This window comes from Aeromonas sp. 600774 (genome assembly GCF_049175075.1).
Classification (GTDB): domain Bacteria; phylum Pseudomonadota; class Gammaproteobacteria; order Enterobacterales; family Aeromonadaceae; genus Aeromonas; species Aeromonas veronii_A.
Genome location: NZ_JAAKUJ010000006.1, coordinates 156,084 through 174,750, shown reverse-complemented (window position 1 = coordinate 174,750; position 18,667 = coordinate 156,084). Strand labels below are relative to the sequence as shown.

Here is an 18,667-nt window from a genome sequence, read left to right as displayed (position 1 = left end):
CCCGCATGCCTGCCATGTTGATATCTGCCGCAACGCGTGTCTGCTGCCACTGGCTATCCTCGGCAAGGGCCTTATAATCGGCCCGCATCACCATTAGCCGGATCTCACCATGTCTGCGACACCTACTGCCATCAATACCTTGACCGAATTTCTGACTCAGGCTGGCACCCAGTTCCAGCTATTTGACATGGGCCGCCAGGTGCGCCCACTGGCAAGCGATACCTTTGTCCGCATCGAGCAGCAGCAGGAGCCCTACCCCTGGCCGCTGCAACAGCATGCCTGGCTCGGTGTGCACTTCTTCCAGCCGAGCGAGTCTCGCCACTACCTCTGGTTCCTCAAATTCGCCCTCGATGAGCGCGGCCTGCTGATGTCAAACGGCCCCAAGCTGTTCATGGATCAGGTGGTAGAGACCCTGGGCTACAAGCTCACCGGCGATCTGGACGAGGAAAAAGCCCAGCGCTTGGCCGACAATCCCTACACCTTCCGTCCGGCGGAGGCCAAGATGGCCAGTCTGCACGCCAAGCTGGCGCGCCAGCTGGAACAGGCCCCTTCTGCCTATTACGATGCCCTCTGCCACTATCTGGCCGCACCAAACGACACCGGTTGGCAGACACTGGGTCTGCAGGGCTTTGCCGATCTGGCGGAGCGACTCCATGATGAGCGTAATCTGGCGCTGATCTGCAAGGCGCTGCCCAAACTGCCGCAAGAGCCGCTCTACGCCCTCTGCCAGAGCCTTGAAAACGCCCCGCTGCCGCCGGCAGTACAAGGCGCCCTGCTCGAGCGGATCGGCAAGGAGCAGGAGTGCGCCGCCCCCAACCCGGAGACCCTGGCCTACCTCTGCCGCGCCATGGCCTCCTGCCCCGGCAGCACCTTGCGCACCAACAAGCTGCTGACCCTGCTGCAAACCCAGCCAAGCCCGGCGCTGCTGCTCGCCATTGCCGGTCGGCTCTGGCCAGATCTGAAAGATGCCAATCTGCTCAGCCACTATCTGGAACAGCTGGCGCTACAACCGACCCAGTTCTTCAATCAGGTTTTTGCCGAGTTGGTCACTTTACCGGCCCTGCGCAATGATATGCTGGCCAGACTGCGCGACCCCGACCGCAGCGAGGCGCTGGGCAAGGCTATCGGCCGTCTGTTTGCCTCGGCCTGATCCCTCGCCTCACGCCACGAGGCAACACAGCGGGAAATAGAAAAGAAGATCGGGAGTGCCGAGCAGGACTCCCGGTTATCGACCTCACGATAAGGAAGCCCGCCTATGGGAGAGATGCTCGGAATTTTGTTGCTGATTGCCGTAGCCGGCCTGTTCTGGCTGCAACGCCAACAGGCAGAAGTTGCCTGGCAATACATGCGCCGCTACTGCCAGCACCATGATCTGCAACTGCTGTCGCTGGCTCGCCATCGGCGGGAGCTGGCGCGCCATCCCCTGCGGCTGCTGACCCACTATCAATTTGAATTCTCCAGCGATGGCGAGAGCCACTATCAGGGCATCCTCAAGATGCAGGGGCTGCACGTCGTGGGCGTTGATCTGCCACCCCATCGCATCCCCTCTGCCTGATCCCCAATCTCGTCTCTGCGCCCAGAGGCTGTGCCTGTCTATAATCTCAGGGATTAAACAAAGGGAGAGACGAGATGGAACCCCTTATCCACGATCTGCCAGCCCTGTTTGCCCAGCTAGGGATGGCAAATGACGAGCTGAGCCTGCACCGTTTTGTGCACGACCATCACCTCGACAATGAAACCCTGTTGCCGGAGGCCGGTTTCTGGAACGCCGCCCAAGCCAGCTTTCTGCGCGATGCCCTGTGGAACGACTCCGACTGGTGCGAAGCGATCGACCAGCTCGATGTGATGCTGCGCCAGCCCCGCTAGCCGCCCTCCCCTTTCCTCCCCTGTCGGCTTTGGTTAAGATCCCGCCCCGATATCGATCCCTCCTTCTCACCCAGAGCATGCTTATGTCCGCCCACGAGATCATCCGAATTGCCAACGAGCTGGCCGCCAAGGGCCTGACGCCCACTACCGCCATGATCAAGGCCCGCCTCACCCAGCCTGTGCCGATGGCCGAGCTGCTGAAAGTGCTGAGCCAGTGGAAGCAGCAGCCCGTCGCGACCTCCGAGAGCGAGAGCCTGCCCGAAGCGGCACCCCAGCCAGCACCGCCGCTCACCCTGCAGCAACTCGCCGAGCAGCTCGCGCGCATCGAACAGAAGGTGGATCGCCTGACCGATCTGCTCATCCAGCAGGGGCAAAGCTGAACCATGTATATCGTCGAACTCTGCTTTGAGTGTTACCGCGATACCTCCCTTGGCGAAGCCGAGCGGGCCATCGTCAACTACCTCGACATGTTGCGTTATCAGGGTCAGATCCTCGGGCGGGAGTTCCCCACCAGCATGCACGACGGCTATTTCGTCAGTCGGGTGGTCTGCCCGGAGCAGGATAGTTTGCATCCGGACAACCAGAGCGAGCAGGTCAAACTGGCCGAGCATCAGCTCAACCAGGCCGGGCTGCTGGCGCCTAAACTCCAGCTGCAGGGGGCGGACCTGCTCTCCGACAGCACCGACCCTTGTGGCCAGCAGGGCGAGCGGCCGAGCTGGATGCTGCTCTATACCAGCTTCCTGCACACCTGCTCGCCGCTGCGCTGTGGCGACCACTTCGCCCCCATTCCGCTCTACCAACTACCCGCGGTCGCCAACGGCGATCAGAAACAGATCATCAAGTGGCAAGAGGATTGGGAAGCGTGCGATCAGTTGCAGATGAACGGCTCTATCGCCGAACATGCGGCACTGCACGAAATCGGCGAAGTGGGCAGCCGCCTCTACCGGCGCGGCAGCGATCTGGCCAAACGGCTGGAAGTGCTGAGCGGCATCCCCACCTACTACTACCTCTACCGGGTAGGCGGGCTGAGTGCCGCCGACGAGAAAGCGCGCCCCTGCCCAAGCTGTGGCGGTGAGTGGGCGCTGGCAGCGCCGCTGCACGAGATCTTCGACTTCAAGTGCGACAGCTGCCGTCTGGTCTCCAACCTCTCCTGGGATTTCAAGGATTAAGCGCGTTCCCTGTACGCAACCCCATAAAAAAGAGCCTTGCCGCATGGCAAGGCTCTTTTCGTTCCGATGGGTAACCTTGGCTCAAGCAGGTGCTATTGCGGCAACGTCTCCAGCCGCTCCAGAAACGCAGCTAAGGAGGGAGCCAACGGCAGCCGACGGCCGGAATCGAGCCACTCCAGCCACACCTGACCACTCTCGTTATCCAGCGAGATGAGCGTCATCTCGTTGCGGGTGGTGGCAATAAAGATGGAGGGGGTTCGTTTTAGCTTGCGCAGCATCAGCAGGTGACCGATGAGGTTCTCCTTGAGCAGGTCGAGATCCGCCTCGTTCCACGGCAGGATCAGTTCAAGGCGCAGCCCCTTGAAAAGGCAGGGGATGGGGCGGCTGAACCAGTGCCCGAACAGGGCGATAGCGCTGGGATGAATCGTCAGCTCAAGGGCATCGGCCATGGCTGTAAAGTCGGCAGGCTCGGAGCGATGGTGAGGACGCCAGGCAACCCGACCATCGGCGGGCTCCCCAAGCTGGCAGGGGGAACGCCAGTCCGCCTCCCACTCGCACAGGGGCAGGCCTCGTCTGGCCTCGCCATCCCGTTGCCAGCGGGCAAAAAAGTGCTCCAAGGCAGACAAAACTTGATCCGACATCGAAAATCCCCACAATTGCTGGCAAAGTCCGCTATTGCACCACCAAACCCGGTAACAGACAAGGTTGCCAGCCGACCTTGTGACCCGGGAAACAGAACCCGGGATACAGAGAAGCCGACGCCCAAGCCAAACGGCTGCAACCATCCGGTCCTGCAATGGCCCGTTTCATTCCACTCATCATGAACAGATTACGTGAGCAACCCTGTGAGCAAACAAGATAGATACGCCGGGGCCAGCGCCCTGACCGGCCTGAGCCTGGGCCAGCAATCCGATTACATCAGCCAGTACACCCCCTCCCTGCTGCAGCCGGTTCCCCGCAGCCTGAACCGGGATGATCTCCAGCTGAGCGATGACCTGCCCTTTAGCGGTTGCGATGTCTGGACCCTCTATGAGCTCTCCTGGCTCAATGCCAAAGGCAAGCCGATGGTGGCGGTGGGTGAAGTGACCATTCCGGCCACCAGTGCAAATCTGATCGAATCCAAATCCTTCAAGCTCTACCTCAACTCCTTCAACCAGACCCGTTGCGACTCTATCGAGGCAGTCGCCGCCATGCTGACCAAGGATCTGAGTGCCTATGCGGGCGAGACCGTCAAGGTCACCCTGTTCCCACTCGACAAGGCGCCGCACCAGATTGCCCTGCTGCCTGGCGAGTGCATCGATGAGCAGGATATCGAGGTAGACCATTACGAGTTTGATGCATCCCTGCTGCAAGGGGCAGCCGGTAACGAGCAGGTAGAGGAGACCCTGCACAGCCACCTGCTCAAATCCAACTGTCTGGTGACCAGCCAGCCGGATTGGGGATCCGTAGTGATCCGCTACAAGGGGGCGAAACTCGATCGGGAGAAGCTGCTGCGCTACCTCATCTCGTTCCGCCAGCACAACGAGTTCCACGAGCAGTGCATCGAGCGGATCTTTATCGACCTCAAACACTACTGCCAGCCCGCGCAGCTGACCGTCTATGCCCGCTATACCCGTCGCGGTGGCCTCGACATCAACCCGTTCCGCTCCGATTTCGAAGCCGTGCCCACCAACCTGCGTCTGATCCGTCAATAAGAGCAGAGGTTGATAAAGGGCTGCCCGGTATCACACCCGAGCACCCTGCTATATCAACCCTGCTGGCACCTTGATGCACCTGGCTACAAAGGAGCCTTAGTACACCATCAGTAAACGCTGGACTCGCAGGGGTGGGCTTGGATAACATGCCAACACCTCTGCGCCGTCCTTAATCCAATGAATCAACTGTTTTTTCTGGCTATGATGATGTCTTCTCTGTCCGCTCCAAATCTGGATCTGGACAAGGAGCAACTATCCCTGGATCTGCAACAGGCCCAATCACTGGTGCTGACCGACCCTGCCAGATGTGTTCAGATCACCTCCGCCTTTCTGACGCGTGCGGCCAATAATCCCCAGCAAATCATCAGTAATCGTCAGGAGTTCGGCTATCGCGAGCCTCTGCTCAGCTACAGCACCGTTTCGCAAACCATCGGAGCACACCTGCTTGAAGGGGAGTGCCGAATCCAGCTTGGCCAATATCAAGCTACCCAGCAAACCCTCGACAAGGCGATGGAGCTGGCGGAGAGAGAACGCCAACCCGAACTCAAGGCCCACGCCCTCTATCTCAAAATCCGTAGCCAGGGGCTAAGGCAAGATGGCCAGAACAACAGCCGTATCCTGCTGGAACAATTGGACGAACAGCTGGCCCGTCCCGACCTCAAACAGAGCCAGTTACAGATCTATAGCCGCCTGCAACGCACCAGCTACGAGATTGAAAATCAGCATCTTGAAGACGCCAAGACCCATCTGGCGGATGCAAGGATCTGGGCTGCCAAAGCCGCCAATCCTCTTGCCAGCGCCTGGGTCAGCGCCATCAGCGGCGACCTTTATCGTGTGCTGCAACAACCCCAGCTGGCACTGGGTGAATATATCGATGCCCAGCAGCAGGCCAAGAATCTCAACGACCCGCTCTTTCTCGGCTTGCTCTCCAACCAGATAGTCAAACTCTATCAGCAAGAGCAGGAGCCCCAGAAAGCGCTGCAATATGCCAATGAAGCGGCCAACTATTTTCACTCCATCGGCAATCCGTCACTGCTATGCGACTCACTTATCGTGCTGGCCCGACTCAACCGTGATCAGGGCGACCTCAATATGGCGCTGGTCTACTTCTTCAATGCGCTGGATTTGCTCGATGAGGGAAGCAGTCGGCCGCAGGCCTCTCTGCTCAAGTACGAGATTGGCAAAACCTATCTGCAAAGCGGTAACCTCTCGCTGGCCGGCAACTACCTCAATGCAGCCCGGCAGTCCCACGAGTTGGGCGATGCCAAAGAGCCGCTGATCGATACCCTGCTGTTGCTCGGCGAGCTCTATCTGAAGAAGCAGGAGGCGGCCATCGCCATCCTGCAGCTGGAAAATGCCCGGGCACTGGCCAATCAGGTAGGCGACTCTCGCCGCCAGTACGAAGTATTCCGTCTGTTGTCACTTGCGTATGAGCAGAAGGGATACCTGCACCAGGCCCTCGACAGCTACAAGCGCTTCCATCGTTTGGGAGAAGAGGTTCGCCAGCAGGAAATTGATCAGGAGCAGGCTGCGATCCGCGACAACTATGTCCAGGTTGAACGGGTACAACACATCAAGGAGCTGGAGCAGCAGCTTAACAACAGCCAGCACCAGCAGGAGCGCTATCTCTGGTCGAGCATTACCACCAGCCTGCTGCTGGCGCTCTTCATCTATCTCTTCTTCACCCTCTGGCTCAAATTGCGTACCGCCCGTCTGCAACTGAAACGCACTGGCGAGGCCCTGCTGATCGAACCCCGTTCCGGACTTGCCAACTGGCAGCGGCTGATGAATCGCTGGCCACGAGAGATGGCAAAACGCCAGCTGAAATCGGAGCGCTGGTATCTGAGCGAAGAGCACAGCGAATTCGATGACAAGCTGCACTACCTGTTGTTCAGGGTGCCCTTTATGGTCAACACCCTCGAGCGCCACGGCTATCAGGTCAGCCGTGAAATCGAGCAGGCGTTCGGCATCTATATGGATACCCTGACCCCGCAAGATGGCCGTATCTATGACTTGCGGGAAGGGCACATGCTCTACGTTGTGCCGCAGCGCCACGTGACAAACCTGCATCAACTTGCGGGAGACCTGCTAACCGCCGTCGCCGCCTTCCCTTGCCAATACGCACTGGATCGCCAGATAAGCCTGGGGATTGTCAGCCACCCCTTCCTGCCCAAGGCGGCGACCGCACTCGATCACAATGGCCTGTTTGACCTCTGCTATCTCGCCCTGTCGGGAGCCATTCAGCTCAGTGAAAAATACCGGCAAAACGCCTGGCTGGAGCTCGCCGCCATCGATTGCCAGCAGGCTGCATTTTTTAATGGGGATGTGTGGCAATGCGGCTTGATGGCAATTGACAAGGGGCTGGTAAAAGTCAATTCTTCTCATGAAAAGCAATGGGTTAACTGGCCCAGCCTCGCAAGGATGCAAGCGGCTGAAGGCCAGCCGGCAAATAGATGACAGACGACGCTCAACCTCGGGTTCGGCCACTGTTGCTATCCAACACCAAAAACAATAATGACAACAGGGCGACCTGATAATGAATGACATCGCTGCCGTAGCAGGACAATTGGCCAGGCTCAGGGAATCCCTCCAGCAAAAACAGCTGGAGCTCGACGGCGTTCTCTCCTTTTCCGACGCAGAACGAGCTCGTGGCATCCAGTTTATCAACAAGCTGATGCTCTCTTGCCGCGGCTTCGATCGCGAGCTGGATAATCGCTTCGCCAAACTCAAGCAGAGACTGGATAGCAATCCCGCATTCACCTCTCTGGATACAGAGCTACTTGCCATCGAGAAGTTGCTGCAGCAACACAGCAATGCACTGGAAGAGTCGCTCACCCTGACCCAGGCAGCCATTGATCTCGGCTCAAAACAGCTAAAAACCATCAAGGGCTTCCCGGAAGAGACCCGAAAATCCCTCAAGGAATTTCTGAAAAGCCCCGCCGGCTATGGTATTGCAGATCATCAAAAGAAGGTGATTCGCCTGCTTGAATTCTATCAGCAGGCAATCAAGATCCAGCTGCTGCCAAGCCAGCCACTGTCAGGATCTTCAGCTCCCCAACAAGAGAGCGAGCCCGGTTGTGACCCTCAACCTGATGCTGAAACGTTTGATCTCAAAGATCATGCGCGTATCGCAGACGAACTGCAGCGGCTCATCACCGAACTTGATTTCGCCGGCTCAATTGGCGAGAGCCTCGGGGATATCCGCCGTCAACTGCTAATCGGCATCAATCCTGCCATGCTGGCAGAGACCTGTATGCAGGTCATCGAACTTATCATCGAGGGCACCCGCGAGGAGCGCAAAGCCTCACGCGCCTTTCTCAGCTCCCTCAACGAGAGCCTGTCAGCAGTGCATGTCGGCTTTACCGAATCCCTCGACGAAGGGCGTGCACTACAGAATGAAACCCGTGAAACTCGCGAAGCTCTGGTCTGCGAACTGCAGGCCATCGACCACTCGCTGGCCAGTCATAACTCCATCGATGCGCTCAAGCGTGCCATCTCCGGCCATATGGGTGCCATCAATCTGCTGCTGCAAGAACGGGAAAGTACCGCTGCACGGGAACGCCACCTGCTCACCCGTCTCTCCACCATGGAGTCCAAACTGAGGTTGATGAAGGATGAGACCGCCGAATACAAGAAGCGCCTTACCATTCAAAAGCACAAGCTGTTCCTCGACAGCCTGACCCAGGTACACAACCGGGCCGCCCTCGACGAGCGTCTGGAGCAGGAGTACAAACGCTGGCTGCGCTACCGAACCCCGCTCTGTATGGCGATCATCGATATCGATCACTTCAAGAACATCAATGACAACTATGGCCACATGGCCGGTGACAAGGCGTTGAAGGTCGTCGCCAAGGCGCTGCAGAGTGCACTACGTGACACCGACTTCATCGCCCGTTTCGGCGGTGAAGAGTTCGTGGTATTGCTGCCCAATATCAACCCTGACAAGTTCCAGAAGCCGCTGGAGACCCTGCGCCAGACCATCAAGAGCATCCCGTTCCGTTTTCGCGATGCCAAGGTGGAGATCACCATCTCCATCGGCGCTACCCTCTTCAAGGATGGTGACAACCCCTCCGATGTGTTCGAACGGGCCGACAAGGCGCTCTACCACTCCAAAAACGCAGGTCGGGATCAAGTGACACTGGCCTGAGTGGTGGCTAAAAAAACAGCGAACAGTCGTCTCCCTATTTCCCTCCCCCCTCTGTTACCACTACTATCGAACTCAGGGGATGCAACATAGCATCCCTTTTCTCCCCAGGGAAAAAACACAACGATAACAAGTGAGTAAAGGGGAACCTATGATTACGCACATCAATCCCGTTGGCAGCATGGATTTGCTGTCACAGCTTGAGGTGGATCGCCTCAAGCAGACTGCCTCCAGCGATATCTATCAACTGTTTCGCAACTGCTCGCTGGCAGTGCTCAATTCCGGTAGCCATACCGACAGCTCCAAGGAGATCCTGGAGCGCTTCAAATCGTTCGATATTCATGTGATCCGGCGCGAGCGCGGGGTCAAGCTGGAACTGTTCAATGCCCCCGAGCACGCCTTTGTCGATGGCGAGATCATTCGCGGCATTCAGGAGCACCTCTTCTCGGTGCTGCGCGACATTCTCTATGTTTCCAATCAGCTCGAATCCAACCGCCAGGTCAATCTGACCAACTCCACCCATATCTCCAATGTGGTGTTCGCCATCCTGCGCAACGCCAAGGTGATTCTGCCAGGCGCCGATCCCAACCTGATCGTCTGCTGGGGTGGCCATTCGATCAACGAGATCGAGTACCAGTACACCCGCGCCGTGGGCAGTGAACTGGGCTTGCGTGAGCTGAACATCTGTACCGGCTGTGGCCCTGGCGCCATGGAGGGCCCGATGAAAGGGGCCGCCGTCGGCCATGCCAAACAGCGGGTGCGCAACGGGCGCTACATCGGCCTGACCGAGCCCTCCATTATCGCGGCCGAACCGCCCAACCCCATCGTCAACGAGCTGGTGATCCTGCCGGATATCGAGAAGCGACTTGAAGCCTTCGTGCGCCTCGGCCACGGCATCATCATCTTCCCGGGCGGGGTCGGCACCGCCGAAGAGCTGCTCTATCTGCTCGGCATCATGATGCATCCGGCCAACGAGCGGCAGCCGATGCCCATCATCCTGACCGGCCCGAAAGAGAGTGCCGACTACTTCCGTGCCATCGACGACTTCATCAAGGCGACCCTCGGTGAACCGGCGACCAGGCTCTACCGGATCATTGTCGGCGATGCACCGGAAGTGGCTCGAGTGATGAAGGAGGCGATGCCGAAAATCCGCGAATACCGCAAATCGGTCGGTGATGCCTACTCCTTCAACTGGTCCCTCAAGATTGAGCCGGAGTTCCAGCTCCCCTTCGAACCGGATCACGCCAGCATGGCCAGTCTGGATCTGCACCGCAACCAGCCGCCCCAGTTGCTGGCCGCCAACCTGCGTCGTGCCTTCTCCGGCATCGTCGCCGGCAACGTCAAGGAAGGGGGCATTCGCGCCATCGAGAAGAAGGGCCCCTTCAAGCTGCACGGCGACAAGGAGCTGATGCACCTGATGGACAAACTGCTGGAGAGCTTCGTCAAGCAGCAGCGGATGAAGCTGCCGGGCAGCCAGTATGTGCCCTGCTACGAAATCGTCCGCTAGGGTACAGATACATCATCGACAGAGGGGCGCAGCGGCGCCCCTCTTTATTGGCGCTATGCCTTCCCGACCGCCATCAATCCCCCATAAGGCGAGCGGTTTGTTACAATGGGGCGTCCCGACCGCCAAGAGTGCCCCATGTCAACTATCCGGCCACACCTGCTTATCATCGATGCCCTCAATCTCATTCGCCGTCTGCACGCGGTACAGGCCCAACAGGCACTGACCCCTGCCCAGGCGCTGGTTGCAACCCGCGCCAACCTTATCAATACCTGCCGCAAGCTGCTGGCCAATAGCGAGCCAACCCATGTCATTGCCGTGTTTGATGGCGAGGTGCATAGCTGGCGCAAAGAGGTCTATCCGGCCTACAAGGAGGGGCGAACTCCCATGCCCCCCGAACTGCGTGAAGGGCTGGCGACCCTGCAGGATGCCTTCTGGGAGTGCGGTGTCGATGCACTGCTCTCCGAGACCGATGAAGCGGATGACCTTATCGCCACCCTCGCCAGTGGCATCGCCAGCCATGGCCATCAGGCGACCATCATCTCCACCGACAAGGGCTTCTGCCAACTGATCTGCCAGCAGATCCGGGTGCGCGACTACTTCAACAAGCGCTGGCTGGATGCGGCCTTCGTCCAGCAGCAATATGGGGTAACCCCTGCTCAGCTGGTCGACTTCTGGGCCCTGACCGGTATCAGCGGTTCCAATATCAAGGGGGTTTCGGGGATTGGCCCCAAGACCGCCACCCAGCTGTTGCAGCAATATGGCAATCTGGCAGCCATGCTCGAGGCCTGCCAGCAAGAGGACGCCGCCAAGCCACTGATCAAGCTGCGCCAACATCAGGATGAGGCCCTGCTGACCCAGCGGCTGGTGCGCTTGCAGCGGGATATTCCACTAGGATTCAACCTGCGGGACATCCGCTACCCGCCCCAGCCGGACTAAATGGCCGAACAAAAATGCAGACAAGGGCGTGAACCATGACGAGACTCACCCTCGCTGTTGATAAAAGTGAGTAGAATGTAAAGGAATGTGGTTGGTTTGCTGAGTAAATGCTATAAAGCAGCCCCATCCTCCCCTATACCCTGGAAGTGGAACCCTCTCATGTCCAAAAGAAAAATTACCGTGATCCCCGGCGACGGCATCGGCCCCAGCATCATTGAATCAGCCATCCAGATCCTGACCCATGCGGGCTGTGACTTTGAGTACGAATACGCTGATGCGGGTCTGGTTGCCCTCGAGAAGCATGGCGAGCTGCTGCCCCAGGCTACCTTGGATCTGATTGAGAAGAACAAGGTGAGCCTGAAAGGGCCATTGACCACACCGGTCGGCGGCGGTTTTACCTCCATCAACGTCTCCCTGCGCAAGAAATTCAACCTCTACGCCAACGTGCGTCCGGTCATCTCCTTCAAGGGCACCAGAAGCCGTTACGACAACATCGACATCATCACGGTGCGTGAAAACACCGAAGGGATGTACTCGGGTGCAGGCCAGAAGCGCAGTGATGACAACAAGAGTGCCGAGGCGATGAGCATCATCACCCGCGAAGGGGCCGAGCGCATCGTCAAGTTCGCCTTTGAGCTGGCCCGTCAGGAAGGGCGCAAGAAGGTCACCATCATCCACAAGGCCAACATCCTCAAGTCGACCTCCGGCCTGTTCCTCGAAGTGGCCCGTGAAATCGCCAGCCACTACCCGGATATCCAGAGCGAGGAGATGATCGTCGATGCCGCCTGCATGAATCTGGTGATGTATCCGGAGCGTTTCGATGTCATGGTCACCACCAACCTGTTCGGCGATATCCTCTCGGATCTTTGCGCCGGTCTGGTTGGCGGCCTTGGCATGGCGCCCGGCGCCAACATCGGCGATGGCGCGGCCATCTTCGAAGCGGTCCACGGCTCTGCGCCTGACATAGCTGGCAAGAATATCGCCAACCCGACCTCGGTGATCCTCGCCTCCATCCAGATGCTGGAGTACCTCGGCATGCAGGATAAAGCAGAGCGGATACGCGAAGCAGTACGAGCCACCATCGAATCCGGTGATCGGGTCACCCGCGATCTGGGTGGCACGGCTTCCACCAGCGAATTCACCCAGGCCATCATCGATCGTCTGTGAGTTAATTCATTGATTTTAAAAGGGAGTTTCTGCTCCCTTTTTTATATTTCCGAATCCTTTGCCACTCCCCGAACAGCAACTATGTTCAATAGAGAAGAAGAACAGGGAGTGTTTTTCATGAAGGGATACGGGTGCTATCTGGTTTCGGGTCTGATGCTGGTTTGTGGTACTGCCAGTGCTTTCGAGCAGGATCAACAGACCCAAACCGCCAAACTGCCGCAGCAGGAAAAACGGACTGCCACCGAGGTATGGCGTTCAAGCCTGGATACCAACGACCTGCTCAAGGCCCCCAACCCCCTGTCGTTTGGTATTGAAGTCTCCACCGACAACTTTGGTAATCAAAAGATCACCTCCTACCCGCAGCTTAATCTGACCCCGGAAAAGAGCGTCAGTCTGTCGGTCGAACGCTTCAGACCCAAGGTCAAGTTTAAGGCTGGCGGAATGAACACCGCCCTCAGGCTGAGAGGAGACGGGATAAAGATGCAATTCAATCCGGTCGACAAAACCATCCCGCTGCAGATAGAGATCAAGGTGACCGACGACGAATCTTCCCTGCGCCTCGATTACCGTTTCTGATTTTTTGAGCCCTGAATAGCAAAAGACCGGCAGGGTTCCCTGTCGGTCTTGGTTTTTATCGTACGGGCTGAACGGCTACATCACGCCTTGGGCTCGAGTTTGGAGACCCAGTACTTGTTGTAAACATGCACGGTGATCTCTTCTCGATCGTGATAGAGCTGCTTGGCCTGGATCACGAACGCGTTGTCGATCTCCTTGAGCATCTCGCGCAGCACTTCGATATTATGTACCGATTCAGCATAACGCTTCTTCATCGGCAGCTTAAGGTTGAACATCGCCTCCTGGCAGTCGCCCTCACGGAACCAGTCTGCAATCATGTGAACGACCCGCGCCGGTTTATCGACCATGTCGCACACCAGCCAGTAGGTGTTCTTCTTGCTCGGACGCCAGACGAAACCGTCATCCCGGATATGCTTGACCTGACCGGTATCCATCAGGGATTGGGCCATCATGCCGTTGTCGACCGCCGTCACCATCATGCCACGGCGCACCAGCTGATAGGTCCAGCCACCCGGGCAGGCGCCCAGATCCACCGCCTTCATGCCTGAGCAGAGACGCACATCCCACTCTTCCCGCGGCACGAACACGTAAAACGCCTCCTCCAGCTTGAGGCTGGAGCGGCTCGGCGCATCTGCCGGGAAGCGCAGGCGCGGGATCCCCATGTGGAATCCGGAGTTGTTGAACGAGTAGGAGTAACCCAGCAACACGTGATCATTGGCCATGAAGAAGGCGTGGAACACCGGACGGTTCGGCGTCTCCTTCTTGGTCAGGATCTCGTTGCTGCGCAGCGCCTGACGCAGCGGCACGGTGAACTTGCGGCAGAAGGCTGACAGCTCTTTCGCTTCGTTGGTATCCGCGGTTTCGACCCGCAGATCGCCGCAAATGGTGTAGTCACTCACCGCCTCAAGGATCGGGGAGATCCTGTCCGCGACATCCAGCTCCTTCAGCTCATGGGTGACCACCAGCATCTGGCGGATGAAGATGAGCTCCCGGAATGGCAGCTTGCGAGCCAGCAGGTCCGCCTGCTCCTCGTCATACAGTTCGAAGATCACATAACCGCTGTCGTCCTTGACCCGGGCGAAACCGTAGCACTGCATGTTACCGGCACGCTCGGTGATCTCTGCAGCCGCCTCTTTCTCAAAACCGGGGCGGCAATAAAGCAGCAGATTATTCATTTTTTCCTCCAAGACGACAGCCGGCCCAGATCAGGGCCGTCCATCCCAACATAAAACAGAGGCCACCGGCCGGGGTAATCAATCCCAGCCCCTTGCTGCCAAGCAGCACCATGGCGTAAATACTGCCGGAAAATCCGATGATCCCCAGCACAAAAGCGGTGCCAGCCAGGTGGATCACCTTGCTGCACACACCACACCAGCCCAGAACCAGCAGGGCCAATGCGTGAAAAAACTGATATTGCACGGCGGTATTGAACGCCGCCAGACGCTCGGGTGTAATGCCGGTCGCCGCCAATCCATGGGCGCCATAAGCCCCCAGCATGGTGGCCGTCAACCCGAAGAGACCGGCCAGTATCAGCCAATGTCGATGGATCTGCATCCTCACTCTCCCTCTCTCATCGAGGCTGGCAATAAAGCCAACCCTCTCGTGCTATCCGTGCCGGGCCACAAAATGGCTGATGGCCGCCGCTGCATGCTGCATATTATCCTGCTCACTCACGCCACTGGCTTTACGCGGTTTGAAACCATGATCACCATCGGTCAACCAATGGACCGATACGGCGGGTGAGAAGGGGAAATCGGCCAGTTCGGCGCGACTACCGAAGATGTCGCGCTCCCCCTGCAACAGCAGGGTTGGCACTGCAATATGCTTGAGTACCTCGCCTCGCCAGCTGTCGGGCTTGGCCGGAGGGTGGAAAGGATACCCGAGAATGAGCAATCCTGCAGCATTCATCTCACCCTCGCCTTCACGATAGAGTTCCGCCGCCATCCGCCCGCCCATCGACTTGCCCGCCAGAAACAGCCGTGGATGGGCAAACTCACGGATCATGTCGCGCCAATGAGCAAGCAGCACAGGCGCCCTGTCAGGCGGGCGGCGCTTGCCATCCTGTGCTCGCTTGGCCATGTAGGGAAAGTTGAAGCGCACCACTTCGATATCCGGCCCGGCCAGCAGGCGTGACAACTCGGCAAGAAAGGGGTGATCCATCCCCGCGCCTGCCCCGTGGGCCAGCAAAATGCGAACGGGGGCATCAACAGCCCCCTCGCGGATCACATCAGGCATCGGCGAGCCTTGCCCTGCGGCGGGCCTCTTCCTGCTCCACCAGCTCCAGCATCCAGTCGCGGAAGGCTACGATCTTGCCCTGATCCGACTGTTGTTCCTGACAAACCAGATAGAAGGCATTTTTGCTCACCAGCACCTGCTCAAACGGACAGATGAGGCGGCCAGCCTCAATCTCGGGTTGTGCCAGCACGCTGTGGCCAAGCGCCACCCCCTGGCCGTGGATCGCCGCCTGGATCACCATGGTAGAGTGGCTGAAGATGGGCCCCTGATTGACGTTGGGTGCATCAATATCTAGCTGGCGAAACCAGGCCTTCCAGTCGCGGCGGGAGGTATCGTGCAGCAGAGTATGAAGGGTCAAATCCTGCGGCGTACGCAGTGGCTTGGGCCCGGTCAGCAGCAAGGGGGAGCAGACCGGGATCAGGTATTCGGTATGGAGCTTGTCCGAGCGCAGACCCGGCCAGTTGCCGCGCCCGTAGTAGATAGCCACATCAACATCGTCGGTGAGGGAGCCTTCATCCAGGTCGACCGCCTTGATCCGCACGTCGATATCGGGGTGGCGCTCGCTGAACTTGACCAGCCGCGGCACCAGCCACTGGATGGCGAAACTCGGCTGCAAACTGACAGTCAACGCCCCCTTGGCACTGCGGGCCAGCAGCTTGTCGGTCGCCTCAGAGATGGAGGCAAAGATGTCCTTGATATCCAGGAAATAGCCCTGCCCCTCTTCGGTCAGCAACAAGGAGCGATTTTTTCGGCGGAACAGCTTGATGCCAAGATACTCCTCCAGCGCCTTGATCTGGTGACTGATGGCAGCCTGAGTCACAAACAACTCTTCTGCTGCGCGGGTAAAGCTTAAGTGACGAGCCGCTGCTTCAAAGGCCTTGAGGGCATTGAGCGGGGGTAAACGACGAGACATGACACCAGCCGACGATGAGTTTTTCTAATGGGGCGCATTATAATTTGTCGGTTGCGGGTCGACCAGTGAATAAACATAATTCGCCCAGCAATCAGTCGTCATATGGCTCACATTTTCTACTACGTGTTGGTTTACATGTGTTTTTAGTGAGTCTTTCGACTGCGATTGTGGTGTTGTGTTTCTTCCTCTGCGGGAAGAGGGGCTCAAATCTCACCGGTTTGACCCAGTCTGTCATCTGAATGTGTTTGGCGCCTCCAGCTGGATGGCGCCTTTTTTCATCCCTTCTATACCTTGAACTGCCCCACCAGCTGCTGCTGCTTGTCCGCCAGCGCAGAGAGCTCGCGACCATTTTCGGCGGAGGTCGCCGCCTCGGCCCGAATGGTGTGGCTCACATCGCGAATGTTGCTGACGTTGCGGTTGATCTCGTCCGCCACCCGGCTCTGCTCCTGCGCCGCCCGGGCAATCTGCTCGTTCATCTGATGGATGGTGGAGACCGACTGGATAATCTGCTCCAGCACCTGTACCGAGAGATCTACCTTGGCAAGCGTCTCGTCAGCCTGACCATGACCATCTCGGATCGCCTTGACCACGGCGCCGGTACCGGATTGCAGTTGGCTGATCAGAGTCTGGATCTCGACGATGGCATTCTGGGTGCGACCGGCCAGATTACGCACCTCATCGGCCACCACGGCAAAGCCACGACCCTGTTCACCGGCCCGCGCAGCCTCGATGGCCGCATTGAGCGCCAGCAAGTTGGTCTGCTCGGCAATACCCTGGATCACGGTGAGAATGTCATTGATGTTGTCGCTGTTGGCCGAGAGCCGCTCCACCACCGGCTGGGCATCGTTGATGATGGTCATCAGCTTGCGCATCGCCTCCTGGGTGTCGGCAACGACATATTTGCCCTCTTGCGCTGCAGCGTCAGTGGTGTTGGCGGCCGCCACCGCCGAGCCGGCATTACCGGAGACCTGCAACGCCGTGGCGCTCAGCTCCTCAAATGCCGTCGCCACCAGATCGATCTCCTGATACTGGGCCTGCATGCCACTGCTGGTGCGCTCGGCCACTTGCGCGGCTCGCTCGGCACTGTTGCGCGTACCGGAGACGGTATCAATCACCTGACTGATGGTGGATTGCAACTTGTTGAGGAAGCTGTTGAACCACTTGGCCAGCTCGCCGATCTCGTCTTGCCGCTGGATCTCGATACGCTGGGTCAAATCCCCCTCACCACTGGCGATATCCTTGAGGCGGGCAACTACAGCGCGGATGGGCGCCACAATCTGGCGCGCCATCAACCAGATAAAACTCAGGGCCACCAGCGAGATCAGCACCCCGATTGACAACTGCGAAACCACGCTGCGATTGGCCTCACTGGCCAGCTCATCTTGCAGTTGCTGGGCCGAGGCCAGCACTACGGCCCGTGGCAATTCAATGTAGATGCCCCATTTACGGTCGGTGCCACGCATGGATACCGGGACAAAGGTCTGCAACAGGGTGCCATCGCTGCTCCAACGAGTCAGCTCCTGACCCTGACTGAGCCAGCCTTTCAGCTCGCTGGCCAGCCCCTGATACTTCTGATCCAGCCCACGCCCCATGGTCACATCGAACTCATCGGCTCCCGCCACGCGCCCCTCGTGACTGACCAGCAAGATTCTGCCCTTGCCCTCATAGAGCTCCTTGTCCATGGTGCTGACCAGACTCTGCAAAGTGGCCAGCGAGATATCGACCCCGACCATCCCCAGCAAGGTCTCCTGCTCCAGTAGCGGGACCGTCACCGAGGTCATCAATATCTGTTTATCGCCCACATCGTCCAGATAGGGCTCCAGCAGGCAGAGGGCACGGGTGCGAATACTGCAGCGATACCACTCGTTTTCGATTCCACCAGCCTCGGTCGGGCTCTCATCGGCCAGTACATCCTCATTCTGCACTTCCGGCTCTATATTGCCGTTGTCATAGGCCCAGTAACTGGAAAAACGCCCCTTGTCGTTGGAACCCAGCGCCGTTGAGCCCTGATAGTTGCTGTCTTCCCCATCCAGCTGGTCAGGCTCGAACACCGCATAGACACCAAGCAGATTGGTCGATGAGGCAACGGCATCGTGCAGTTGCTGATTGACGGCGCTGCGCAGCGCCTCCGAATGGACAAAGTTCTCGGCCGCATTCTTGCGCTGGAACAACACGCTCTCCGCCAGCAAACTGGCGCGGAAATAGGCCTCATCGAGATAGCTGGTCACCTTGGCCGCCTGCTCCGAGCCCATCGCCTTCATCCAGTTTTCGGCAGACTGCTGCGCCTCGTGCATGGTGGCTTGCCGCACCTGCTGTTGCATCTTGTTCGCGTTGTAAATCGAAGAGGCAACCAGAGCGGCGGCTGTCACCAACAGACAGCAACCGGCGATCAGGGTAATCCGACCCTGGACAGAAAGAGCGCTCATGCCAATATTCCTACGTCATACAGATATGGATAGA

Annotated in this window: 18 protein-coding genes; 12 read left to right on the top strand and 6 right to left on the bottom strand. The window is 58.4% G+C overall.

Features of this window, described 5'->3' with window-relative positions; genetic code table 11:
• The first annotated feature begins 109 nt into the window (after positions 1-109).
• The 5 genes from G5171_RS08695 (at position 110) to G5171_RS08675 (ending at position 3,035) form a co-directional block, all read left to right on the top strand.
• Positions 110-1,150 carry a DUF3549 family protein gene (locus G5171_RS08695; RefSeq protein WP_005343761.1) on the top strand — a complete coding sequence of 347 codons (1,041 nt, stop codon included), beginning with the start codon at positions 110-112 and terminating at the stop codon, positions 1,148-1,150.
• A gap of 105 nt (positions 1,151-1,255) precedes the next feature.
• Positions 1,256-1,555: a DUF3301 domain-containing protein gene (locus tag G5171_RS08690; protein WP_337072509.1), complete on the top strand. Its 300-nt coding sequence runs from the start codon at positions 1,256-1,258 to the stop codon at positions 1,553-1,555.
• Between the two features lie 74 nt (positions 1,556-1,629).
• Positions 1,630-1,866 carry a DUF2789 family protein gene (locus G5171_RS08685; RefSeq protein ID WP_337072508.1) on the top strand — a complete coding sequence of 79 codons (237 nt, stop codon included), beginning with the start codon at positions 1,630-1,632 and terminating at the stop codon, positions 1,864-1,866.
• Between the two features lie 83 nt (positions 1,867-1,949).
• Positions 1,950-2,246, top strand: a complete 297-nt coding sequence (locus G5171_RS08680; RefSeq protein ID WP_216979330.1) for a DNA-binding protein — start codon at positions 1,950-1,952, stop codon at positions 2,244-2,246.
• Between the two features lie 3 nt (positions 2,247-2,249).
• Positions 2,250-3,035 carry a Zn-ribbon-containing protein gene (locus G5171_RS08675; RefSeq protein WP_216979331.1) on the top strand — a complete coding sequence of 262 codons (786 nt, stop codon included), beginning with the start codon at positions 2,250-2,252 and terminating at the stop codon, positions 3,033-3,035.
• A gap of 92 nt (positions 3,036-3,127) precedes the next feature.
• Here the strand turns inward: G5171_RS08675 and syd are convergent, their stop codons facing one another.
• Positions 3,128-3,676 (bottom strand): SecY-interacting protein, encoded by a 549-nt coding sequence (gene syd, locus G5171_RS08670; protein ID WP_421251313.1) that lies wholly within the window; start codon positions 3,674-3,676, stop codon positions 3,128-3,130.
• Positions 3,677-3,880: 204 nt separating this feature from the next.
• On the opposite strand from syd, the gene queF reads away from it, so the two are divergent.
• The 7 genes from queF to G5171_RS08635 all read left to right on the top strand — a co-directional run bounded on the left by queF (position 3,881) and on the right by G5171_RS08635 (position 13,059).
• On the top strand, positions 3,881-4,729 hold the full coding sequence (gene queF / locus G5171_RS08665) for an NADPH-dependent 7-cyano-7-deazaguanine reductase QueF (protein WP_421251314.1): 849 nt from the start codon (positions 3,881-3,883) through the stop codon (positions 4,727-4,729).
• 177 nt (positions 4,730-4,906) lie between these two features.
• Entirely contained in the window at positions 4,907-7,186 is a 2,280-nt protein-coding gene (locus G5171_RS08660; protein WP_421251315.1) for a hypothetical protein, read from the top strand.
• Positions 7,187-7,265: 79 nt separating this feature from the next.
• Entirely contained in the window at positions 7,266-8,876 is a 1,611-nt protein-coding gene (locus G5171_RS08655) for a GGDEF domain-containing protein (protein ID WP_005343715.1), read from the top strand.
• Positions 8,877-9,024: 148 nt separating this feature from the next.
• Positions 9,025-10,380, top strand: coding sequence for a nucleotide 5'-monophosphate nucleosidase PpnN (gene ppnN / locus G5171_RS08650; RefSeq protein WP_236279851.1), 1,356 nt, complete (start codon positions 9,025-9,027; stop codon positions 10,378-10,380).
• A 135-nt stretch (positions 10,381-10,515) separates the two neighbouring features.
• Positions 10,516-11,316, top strand: a complete 801-nt coding sequence (xni, locus tag G5171_RS08645; RefSeq protein WP_421260055.1) for a flap endonuclease Xni — start codon at positions 10,516-10,518, stop codon at positions 11,314-11,316.
• 159 nt (positions 11,317-11,475) lie between these two features.
• Positions 11,476-12,483 (top strand): isocitrate dehydrogenase, encoded by a 1,008-nt coding sequence (locus G5171_RS08640; protein WP_005349723.1) that lies wholly within the window; start codon positions 11,476-11,478, stop codon positions 12,481-12,483.
• A 117-nt stretch (positions 12,484-12,600) separates the two neighbouring features.
• Positions 12,601-13,059: a hypothetical protein gene (locus G5171_RS08635; protein ID WP_421260054.1), complete on the top strand. Its 459-nt coding sequence runs from the start codon at positions 12,601-12,603 to the stop codon at positions 13,057-13,059.
• An 80-nt stretch (positions 13,060-13,139) separates the two neighbouring features.
• Here G5171_RS08635 and rlmM read toward each other — a convergent pair whose 3' ends face one another.
• From rlmM to G5171_RS08610, 5 genes are all read right to left on the bottom strand, one after another.
• Entirely contained in the window at positions 13,140-14,234 is a 1,095-nt protein-coding gene (rlmM, locus tag G5171_RS08630) for a 23S rRNA (cytidine(2498)-2'-O)-methyltransferase RlmM (RefSeq protein ID WP_139405780.1), read from the bottom strand.
• Positions 14,227-14,613: a DUF423 domain-containing protein gene (locus G5171_RS08625; protein ID WP_421251316.1), complete on the bottom strand. Its 387-nt coding sequence runs from the start codon at positions 14,611-14,613 to the stop codon at positions 14,227-14,229. The genes rlmM and G5171_RS08625 overlap by 8 nt, the downstream gene beginning before the upstream one ends.
• A 51-nt stretch (positions 14,614-14,664) precedes the next feature.
• The gene (locus tag G5171_RS08620) at positions 14,665-15,294 is read right to left on the bottom strand and encodes an alpha/beta family hydrolase (protein WP_421251317.1); all 630 of its coding nucleotides are present in this window, start codon (positions 15,292-15,294) and stop codon (positions 14,665-14,667) included.
• Positions 15,287-16,207, bottom strand: coding sequence for a transcriptional regulator GcvA (locus tag G5171_RS08615; protein WP_005338622.1), 921 nt, complete (start codon positions 16,205-16,207; stop codon positions 15,287-15,289). Before G5171_RS08615 ends, G5171_RS08620 begins: the two co-directional genes overlap by 8 nt.
• A gap of 284 nt (positions 16,208-16,491) precedes the next feature.
• Positions 16,492-18,633, bottom strand: a complete 2,142-nt coding sequence (locus tag G5171_RS08610; protein ID WP_421260053.1) for a methyl-accepting chemotaxis protein — start codon at positions 18,631-18,633, stop codon at positions 16,492-16,494.
• Between the last annotated feature and the right edge of the window lie 34 nt (positions 18,634-18,667).

Bases quoted from the DNA above. Each gene is read 5' to 3' on its own strand.
- G5171_RS08640 (WP_005349723.1), top strand. From the start codon at position 11,476: ATGTCCAAAAGAAAAATTACCGTGATCCCCGGCGACGGCATCGGCCCC.
- G5171_RS08675 (WP_216979331.1), top strand. From the start codon at position 2,250: ATGTATATCGTCGAACTCTGCTTTGAGTGTTACCGCGATACCTCCCTT.
- G5171_RS08695 (WP_005343761.1), top strand. From the start codon at position 110: ATGTCTGCGACACCTACTGCCATCAATACCTTGACCGAATTTCTGACT.
- G5171_RS08635 (WP_421260054.1), top strand. From the start codon at position 12,601: ATGAAGGGATACGGGTGCTATCTGGTTTCGGGTCTGATGCTGGTTTGT.
- G5171_RS08625 (WP_421251316.1), bottom strand. From the start codon at position 14,613: ATGCAGATCCATCGACATTGGCTGATACTGGCCGGTCTCTTCGGGTTG.
- rlmM (WP_139405780.1), bottom strand. From the start codon at position 14,234: ATGAATAATCTGCTGCTTTATTGCCGCCCCGGTTTTGAGAAAGAGGCG.
- G5171_RS08690 (WP_337072509.1), top strand. From the start codon at position 1,256: ATGGGAGAGATGCTCGGAATTTTGTTGCTGATTGCCGTAGCCGGCCTG.
- syd (WP_421251313.1), bottom strand. From the start codon at position 3,676: ATGTCGGATCAAGTTTTGTCTGCCTTGGAGCACTTTTTTGCCCGCTGG.
- G5171_RS08620 (WP_421251317.1), bottom strand. From the start codon at position 15,294: ATGCCTGATGTGATCCGCGAGGGGGCTGTTGATGCCCCCGTTCGCATT.
- G5171_RS08610 (WP_421260053.1), bottom strand. From the start codon at position 18,633: ATGAGCGCTCTTTCTGTCCAGGGTCGGATTACCCTGATCGCCGGTTGC.
- G5171_RS08615 (WP_005338622.1), bottom strand. From the start codon at position 16,207: ATGTCTCGTCGTTTACCCCCGCTCAATGCCCTCAAGGCCTTTGAAGCA.
- G5171_RS08655 (WP_005343715.1), top strand. From the start codon at position 7,266: ATGAATGACATCGCTGCCGTAGCAGGACAATTGGCCAGGCTCAGGGAA.
- G5171_RS08660 (WP_421251315.1), top strand. From the start codon at position 4,907: ATGAATCAACTGTTTTTTCTGGCTATGATGATGTCTTCTCTGTCCGCT.
- ppnN (WP_236279851.1), top strand. From the start codon at position 9,025: ATGATTACGCACATCAATCCCGTTGGCAGCATGGATTTGCTGTCACAG.
- G5171_RS08680 (WP_216979330.1), top strand. From the start codon at position 1,950: ATGTCCGCCCACGAGATCATCCGAATTGCCAACGAGCTGGCCGCCAAG.
- G5171_RS08685 (WP_337072508.1), top strand. From the start codon at position 1,630: ATGGAACCCCTTATCCACGATCTGCCAGCCCTGTTTGCCCAGCTAGGG.
- xni (WP_421260055.1), top strand. From the start codon at position 10,516: ATGTCAACTATCCGGCCACACCTGCTTATCATCGATGCCCTCAATCTC.